Here is a 7,726-nt window from a genome sequence, read left to right as displayed (position 1 = left end):
TCCTTCCTGTGGTGGGGAGAGGGAGGGACTTTCCGCGTGTTCGCGGTGCCGAAAGGGGGCGGCCAGCCCCGCCTTATCGGTGAGGTATCTGCTGAGCCAGCGTCCGGCTCCCCGCCCTTGTACCGGCCCGTCATCGCCGGCCCCTGGCAGTTCCTCTTCCGACCCCAGCGCTCCGGTTATTACATCAACGATCACACCATTTTCCAGGACGCCGAGGGCAACTGGCGGTTGGTTGGCATCACTTCCAAGACCGACGGGGATTACAATCAGGAGCGCTATTTCGCCGTAGGGGTGAGCCGGGAATTCCCGCCGCCGGCGGGGATGACGGAAGAGGCGCCCATCGCTGATTTTGGCGAGCTGGCCTGGGCGCCGCATGTGATTCGGGCCGGCGGCTCCTACCGCATGTTCTGGTCACCCCACAAGCTTCATCAGATGGATTCGGCCGACGGCATTACCTGGACCAATCACCGCATCACCATGTCCGCTCCGTATCACAAGTTCTTCCGCGACCCCATGGTGATCCAGGTGGCCGAGGGCCAGTGGCTGTTGTACACCACGGCGCGCGGCACCTATTTCTCTCAGGTGGACGTGTACCAGTCCTTTGACCTGGAGGAATGGCAGTATATCGGCACCGCCCTGCGGGGGAGCTGGGGGAGCGAGCGCAACTCCCATTTCGCCTCCATGGAGTCTCCCTTTGTGGTCCAGTATCAGGGGCGGTATTACCTTTCCCTCACGTATAACAACGACTCCTTCTTCTGGCCGGGCATCCTGCTCCAGTTTCACATCTGGTTGACAACCCGTATAATTTCGGGGTGTATCGCGGCCGGCATCGCTCTCCCACGCTGGTTACCTCGCTGGAGGCGCATGCGCCCGAATATGTGCACCACCCGGTGACGGGCGAATGGTACATCACCACCGCCGGCTGGCCCTGGGTCGCGACCCTTACCTCCGGCGAAGCCGCGGTCGCGCCGCTGAGATGGGAACCTGTGTCAGGACCGTGAAGCCTCCGTCCCCGCCATGCCCCTGGCCTCAAGGTGACGGGCCGGCGAAAATGTGGTAGAATCGGGCAAGACCCGCGCTGGAGGGGTGGAGGAATGCCGCGTCCACACCATGTGTGGCTCCGAACGCTGTTCCGCATAGGCCTGTTTTGCCTGCTCATGGTACTGCCGGCATGCCGTGTGCCGGCGCCGGCGCGCCCGACCCCCACTGCGCCGCCGGCGACGGCCGCGCCGGCCGCTTCCCCCACTCCGCCGGCCGCGGCGGAGGGCTATCTCCTGTCCCAGCCGGTCTCGTACCTGGTGGACCGGCCGGACGGCTCCACCGAACTGCATGTCATCAGCGGGCAGGGAGATGTGGTGTTGGGGACCGATCTGGATGGGTTTGCCTCTCTGCAGTGGTCACCGGATGCCCGCTACGGGCTGGCGGCGGTGCGCACGCCGGCGGAGAAGGCCCTGCTGTGGATCGATGTGCCGGCGCGCTCCTCCCGCCGGCTGTTGAGCGCCTCCCTCGACCAGCCGCTTCGCTTTCTGGTGGCGGCGGGCTGGAGCCGTCTGCTGGCGGTCGGCGGAGAGGCCGGCGGGCGCCGGGTATGGAGCGCGGCACTGCCCGGCGGCGAGGTGCATCCGCTGGCGGCGCCGGCCGGCGAGGTGGCCGTATGGGCGGTTTCGCCGGACGGCAAGTGGGGCTTGATCGGCGCTGAGGCCGGCGGCCGCTTTGTCTCCACCCTGTTCCGCCTGGACACCGGCGAGGGCTTTGACATGGGAGAGATGCCCCACCCGCTGGTGGAGTTTTCGCCGGACAGCCGATGGCTGGTGATGGTGGGGCGCGAGGCCGGCGAGGACATGGACCGGATGGTGTTGTATGACCTGAGGGCCGATCCTCCTGCCGCAGAGGGGAAGGTGGTGGCGCGCGCCGGCGCGATCCGCCCGGTCCCGCCCGGCCCAGGAAAGCCGGCCGGATTTTTCAGCGATGACGGCATCTGGCTGACGGCGGAACTGCGCCAGGGTGCCGAAGGGACCCTGCGCGTGCGGCATCTGGAGGACGGCCGGCGTATGGAAATGCCGCTGGGTACCGATGCGCTGGAATGGATGGCCGTGGCTCCAGGGATGCCCCGCGGCCTGGTGGCGCGCTCGGACGGGAGCGTGATGCGCCTCCTGCTGTGGTATTTTGACCTCTCGGTGGAGATCCCCTTCCTGGAGAACATGCGCGCCATCGCGCCGGCCTCTCGCTGGCAGGATGGCCGGCTGGCCGTGCAGGCGGAGCTGACCGATGGGCACATGCTGGTGGCGTTCGAGGACGTGCCGGCCGGCAGTAGCTATATCGTCCTGCGGGGATGGATGCGCCCGCTGGCGGTGGACCTGGCCGGCGGCAGGGTGATGGCCGGCCTGGGCCGCGCCGGCCAGGAGGATGTGCATATCCTGGACGTGAAGGCCGGCGGGACGCTGGTCTACATGGGGTTCTCCGCCGGCGATGAGACGAAGCTGGCGCGCGGCGGGTTCGCACCCTTTGGGCCGGCGGCCTGGGCGCTGTTGTGGGATGGCACCGGGGACAACCGGCTGATGCTGGCCGCCGAGCGGCGCGGCTTTGGCGTGGAAGCCGCCAGGGGCATCGAGGAGGTCTGGTTTGCGCCGTCCGGCCAGGCACTGCTGTTCACCCGCGTCGTGGGCGGAGAGGCGGGGATATATATCGTCAGCGCGGATGGGAGCGGAGCGCGCCGGCTGGCGGCGGGGCGCAGTCCGCGCTGGCATCCCGGACCGTGAGGCCTTATTCCGTCTCCGCGTCGGGGGATAGCCCTTCTTCCCAGGGCGCCTCGCTGGCGTCGGCGGCATCTATGTCGCGGCTGAGCACGCCCAGCGCCAGGCCGAGACTGCGGTGCATCAGGCTCAGCAGGAAGGGGTGTTCGGCCGGCGGGATATTTTCCAGCGCGATGCCGGCGGATAGGGCAAGCTGAGACAGATCGCGCTGGCCGCTCAACCAGAGCCATTCCGCCATGCGCCGCAGACGGGCGGCATACAGGGCGCAGCGCTCGGGGTCGGAGAAAAAGCGGTCGGCCAGTTCGGCCAGCCAGGTGCGGGGCACCGCCACGATGCCGCCGGCGGAGACCAGCCGGCGCAGGTGCTGGGCGTAGGTCAGGATAAGCTCGCTCCGGACGAACCAGGTGGAGAAGGCCGGCGTTTCCAGCAGTTGGCCCGAGCGGGCCAGGGCGTGCTGGCGCTCCTCCGGTGAAGGCTCCGGCAGAGAAGGGGCGGCCCGTTCCAGCTCCGGCACGTCATAGGCCCACAGCGCGTCGTTATACAGCCGATAGGCCGCCGGCGTGGGGTGGGCATTCTCTTCATGAAGTTTCAGTGCCTGGCGCACCAGGAGCCGGCCGTAATCGTACGGGGCTTCCACCAGGTACAGGTGCGGGCCTTCCGGCCGCAGGGCGATGAGGTGCAGTTGGCCCAGGGGCGATGCCGGCGGGAAGGGCCGGTCTTCCACCTGGTCACTGCCCACAGCTTCGACGATGCCGGCCTGGTCATTCAGGTGCAGGCCGAAAAAGCGCTGTGGTCTGCCCTCCGGTGTCTCCTGAATGAACCAGATGCTCTGGTCGCCGCGGCCGTCCACTGGGCTGATGAGCGCGCGCCATTCCCCGCCGGCGGGTGGGAGCGGGCTGACCGGAACGCCGGCGAACTGGAGCTTGCGCAGTGCCCGTTCGACGGCCGGCAGGAGCGCGCGGGAAACCGTTGGCCGTAGTATCTGGAGTGCCCGGGCGGCGGCCGGCGTGCGGAGCTGAGACAGCATGTCCACGGCGCGCTGGGAAACCGCCGGCGAAGGGCTTTGGGCCAGCATCCGCAGGAGCTCCACCACATCGTCGCCCTGCAGGAGGCTTTCCAGCGCCTCCAGCACTACCTGCTGGATTTCCGGCGCCTGCTCCTCGAAGGCCTCGATGTACTCGATGAGGATGGCGCGGGAGCGCCGGCTCTCGCTGATGACCTCTTGTAGGGATTGGAGGGCGACCTGGGTGGGATTACGCACATTGCCCAGCGCTTCCGGCGGCACCGTTTCCCCGAGGAAGCGCTCGAGGATGAGGCCGGCGGTCAGGCGGGCGTGGTCGGAGAGAGATGCATCGCGCAGGGCGCCCCAGAGGGCCGGCGCGATCTGCTCGTGGGGCAGGTGTTTGGCCACCAGCCCCAGCGCGCCGCGAAAATGGGGGTCGGTGGTGCCCAGGTTCGCCAGGATGGCAGGGATGACCTGTTCGCCGTGGGAGAGGATCTCTGTAAGGATGGCATTGACTTCGGCGTCCGAGCGGGCATCGATCAGCCGGCGCATGAGCGTTTCGATAGTGCGCCGCTGCCAGAGAGCCGTGATGATCTTGCCCTTTTGCGGTCCCTCTTCTTCTTTCATATCTCGCGCCCCTGCGCGTGTTCCCTGCACTGGTGCACGAATTATACCATACGCCGGCACGGCCGGCGAATTCGCCGTTGAATCGAATCACATGTACCCAGGGATGGAGGTGATCCAATGCCGGTCAATATCGACGAACTGATCCCGGTCCTGCAGATGTCGGTCAGCCCGGTGGTGGTGATCTCCGGGGTGGGGTTGTTACTGCTGACCCTGACGAACCGGCTTGGGAGGGTCATTGACCGATCCCGACAGTTGGTGAGCCAGCTTGCCGACGCTTCGGAAGAAGAGGCGGCGTTTCTGCGGGAGGAGATCGCCATCATCGTACGGCGGGCCGGCTTTATCCAGCGTTCGGTCTTCTTCGCCTTGCTGTGCGTGCTGATGGCGGCCCTGTTGGTGATGACGCTGTTTATCTCCGCTCTGCTCCGCCTGTCGAGCGCCTGGTTGGTCAGCGCGCTGTTCATTGGGAGCATGATCTCGCTCAGCATTTCGCTGGTGGAATTCATCCTGGATATCAATCAGTCGCTACAGGCGCTGTATATTGAGCTGAGACATCGGGGCGCCGGCCGGCCGTGAGCGGGCGGTAGCCGGAATGTTTTGCATGAAACGCGCTTCGATGCTACACTAATGACGTACGCCGGCATGGCTGGCCGGCGATGTCGTTGGGAAAGGGTAAGTCGCATGTCCAGGCGGGCCTTGTACCTCAAATGGCGTCCCAGCACCTTCGAAGAAGTCATCGGCCAGGAACCGGTGACCCGCACCCTGCGCCATGCCATTGACCAGGGGAAGATCTCGCACGCCTATCTCTTCTGCGGGCCGCGCGGCACTGGCAAAACTTCCACCGCCCGCATCCTCGCCAAGGCAGTCAACTGCATCGGCGAGGGAGCGCGCCCCTGCAACACCTGCGCCATCTGCCAGGCCATCAACGACGGCTCACTGATGGACCTGATCGAGATTGACGCCGCTTCCCATACAGGGGTGGACAATGTGCGCGAACTGCGGGAGAAGGTGAGCTTCCGTCCCAATCAGGCGCGCTATAAGGTGTACATCATTGACGAAGTGCATATGCTTTCCAACGCCGCCTTCAACGCGCTGTTGAAGACGCTGGAAGAGCCTCCGCCGCACGTGATTTTCGTCCTGGCCACGACGGAACCCCATCGCGTGCCGGCCACGGTGATCTCCCGCTGTCAGCGCTTCGATTTCCGCTATGTGCCGGCCAGCACCATCGCCGCGCATCTGCGCCAGATCGCCGCGGTGGAGGGCATGCAGATTGATGATGAGGCGCTGGAGCTCATCGCCACCCATGCCGCCGGCGGCGTGCGCGATGCCCTCTCACTGCTGGATCAGTTGACCGCTTATGGCGATGCGGAGATCCGCGCCGAGCATGTGCGGGCCCTGCTGGGCATCGGCTCCACCGAACTGGTGGCACGCTTTGTGGATGCCCTGCTGACGCGGGACCTGCGCGCCGGCCTGGAGGTCATTGATACGCTGGTGGACCAAGGGGTGCCCCTGCGGCAGTTCAACGCCGAACTGCTCGAATACCTGCGGGGCATGCTGTTGGTCAAGGCCGGCGGAGAATCGCGCTTGCTCCACATGAATCCAGAAGCCCGCCGGCGGCTGGCCGAGCAGGCGAAGCAATTGGAATTGGCCGGCTGGGCGCGCCTGGTCGAACTGTTCAGCCAATCCGCGCAGGGCCTGAAGACCAGCCTTCAGCCTCAGCTCCCGTTGGAGCTGGCCCTGGTGCAGGCGGTGAGCGAAGGCCGGGCAGAGCCGGCGCCCGTGAGGGCCGCGCCGGCCGCGGCGCCGGTAGCGCCTGCTGTCCCGCCGGAAGCGCCGGCGAAGGCCGTTGAAGCCCCCGAAGCCCCGGCCGCGCCGGCGGTTGCTTCCGCGCCGGCGGATGATGCCCTGCTCCAGCGTCTGCGCGCCCACTGGCAGGAGGTACTGCGGCTGGTGCGGCCAGTGGACAAGGATGCGGAGGCGTTTCTGCGAGCGGCCGAGCCGGCGCGGGTCGAGGATGGACAGTTGGTGCTGGCGTTCCGCTACGAGTTCCACAAGAAACGCTTTGAGTCGCAGGGGTGTCAGGCGGTCGTCTCCCAGGCGCTGGCACAGGTGCTGGGGCAGGCCGTGCCGGTGAAGTGCACCCTGCTGGGGGAGCAGGGGAAGGCGCCCGCGCCGGCGCGACAGCAGAGCACGTCCGCCCGATCCCCGGAGCCGGCCCCGCCGGCGGCGCCTTCGGGCAAAGGGACTGGGGAGAATGGCGCGGTGGAGGATCCGCTCATCCGCGCCGCGGTGGAAAAAATGGGGGCGCGGGTCGTGGAGGTGCGGCCGGCCGAGGCGCCGGCCGACGAGCCCCCATGGCCGGAGGATATACCCTTAGAAGAAGATATGATGCCGGAAGACGAATAGCGCCGGTATGCAGAGGAGGCGAACGAGATGAGCAAAGGCTTGGGTGGCAAGCGGGGCATGATGCCGCGCGGGGGCGGCGCCGGCATGGCGCAACAGCTCCAGAAACTGCAGGAAGAGATGATGAAAGCGCAGGAGGCGCTGGGCCAGGAGACCGTGGAGGCCAGCGTGGGCGGCGGAGTGGTCAAAGTGGTGATGACCGGCCACCTGGAGGTGCGTTCGGTGACCATCTCGCCCGAGGTGGTGAACGCCGACGATGTGGAGATGCTCCAGGACCTGATCGTGGCGGCGGTCAACGAGGCCATCGTCAAGGCGCAGGCCCTGGCGGCAGAGCGCATGAGCGCGCTGACCGGCGGGTTGGGCCTGCCGGGCCTGTTGTGAGGGAAATGGCGGGGCTATGGAGCTGGCGAAGCCGGTTGCGAGATTGATCGAGGAATTCTCGAAACTGCCGGGCATTGGGCCCAAGACCGCCTCGCGCCTGACGTATTATTTACTGCGGGCGCCGGCGGACCAGGCGCTGGCGCTCTCCGATGCCATCCGCCAACTGCGCGAGCGCATCGTCTACTGTCAGGTGTGCTACAACATCAGCGAGGAGCCGGTCTGCCCCATCTGTGCCAATCCCCAGCGGGACCACAGCCAGATCTGCGTGGTGGAAGAGCCGCTGGATGTGATGGCGATTGAGCGCACGGGCGAATATCACGGCGTATATCACGTCCTGCATGGGGTGCTGGCGCCGATCGAGGGGGTGGGGCCGGAGCAGTTGAAGATCGGCGAGCTGGTCCAGCGCGTGCGGCAAGGCGAGGTGCGGGAGGTACTGCTGGCCACGAACCCCAACCTGGAGGGGGAGGCGACGGCCATGTACATCGCGCGCCTGCTGGCGCCGCTGGGGGTCAGGGTGACGCGGCTGGCGCACGGCCTGCAGGTGGGCGGCGACCTGGAATAT

General features: G+C 66.9%; 7 protein-coding genes. 6 read left to right on the top strand and 1 reads right to left on the bottom strand.

Annotated elements, in window-relative coordinates; all coding sequences use genetic code 11:
* The first annotated feature begins 36 nt into the window (after positions 1 to 36).
* Both H5T60_09145 and H5T60_09140 read left to right on the top strand, forming a co-directional pair.
* Positions 37 to 894 (top strand): hypothetical protein, encoded by an 858-nt coding sequence (locus H5T60_09145; protein ID MBC7242596.1) that lies wholly within the window; start codon positions 37 to 39, stop codon positions 892 to 894.
* Positions 895 to 1,157: 263 nt separating this feature from the next.
* The gene (locus H5T60_09140) at positions 1,158 to 2,759 is read left to right on the top strand and encodes a hypothetical protein (GenBank protein ID MBC7242595.1); all 1,602 of its coding nucleotides are present in this window, start codon (positions 1,158 to 1,160) and stop codon (positions 2,757 to 2,759) included.
* A 4-nt stretch (positions 2,760 to 2,763) separates the two neighbouring features.
* On the opposite strand, the gene H5T60_09135 is transcribed toward H5T60_09140, so the two are convergent.
* A complete protein-coding gene (locus H5T60_09135) occupies positions 2,764 to 4,383 on the bottom strand; it encodes a hypothetical protein (protein ID MBC7242594.1) in 1,620 nt (539 codons plus the stop codon).
* A 117-nt stretch (positions 4,384 to 4,500) separates the two neighbouring features.
* On the opposite strand from H5T60_09135, the gene H5T60_09130 reads away from it, so the two are divergent.
* The 4 genes from H5T60_09130 to recR form a co-directional block, all read left to right on the top strand.
* Entirely contained in the window at positions 4,501 to 4,956 is a 456-nt protein-coding gene (locus tag H5T60_09130; protein ID MBC7242593.1) for a DUF2721 domain-containing protein, read from the top strand.
* Between the two features lie 105 nt (positions 4,957 to 5,061).
* Entirely contained in the window at positions 5,062 to 6,786 is a 1,725-nt protein-coding gene (gene dnaX / locus H5T60_09125) for a DNA polymerase III subunit gamma/tau (GenBank protein MBC7242592.1), read from the top strand.
* 84 nt (positions 6,787 to 6,870) lie between these two features.
* Positions 6,871 to 7,164: a YbaB/EbfC family nucleoid-associated protein gene (locus H5T60_09120; protein ID MBC7242591.1), complete on the top strand. Its 294-nt coding sequence runs from the start codon at positions 6,871 to 6,873 to the stop codon at positions 7,162 to 7,164.
* Between the two features lie 16 nt (positions 7,165 to 7,180).
* Positions 7,181 to 7,726, top strand: a 546-nt coding sequence (gene recR, locus H5T60_09115; protein MBC7242590.1) for a recombination protein RecR, incomplete at its 3' end; no start/stop codon positions are given.

This window comes from Anaerolineae bacterium, assembly GCA_014360855.1.
Lineage (GTDB): Bacteria > Chloroflexota > Anaerolineae > JACIWP01 > JACIWP01 > JACIWP01.
Note: the sequence above shows the minus strand (reverse complement) of the source record. Positions and strands in the feature narration are given on the sequence as shown.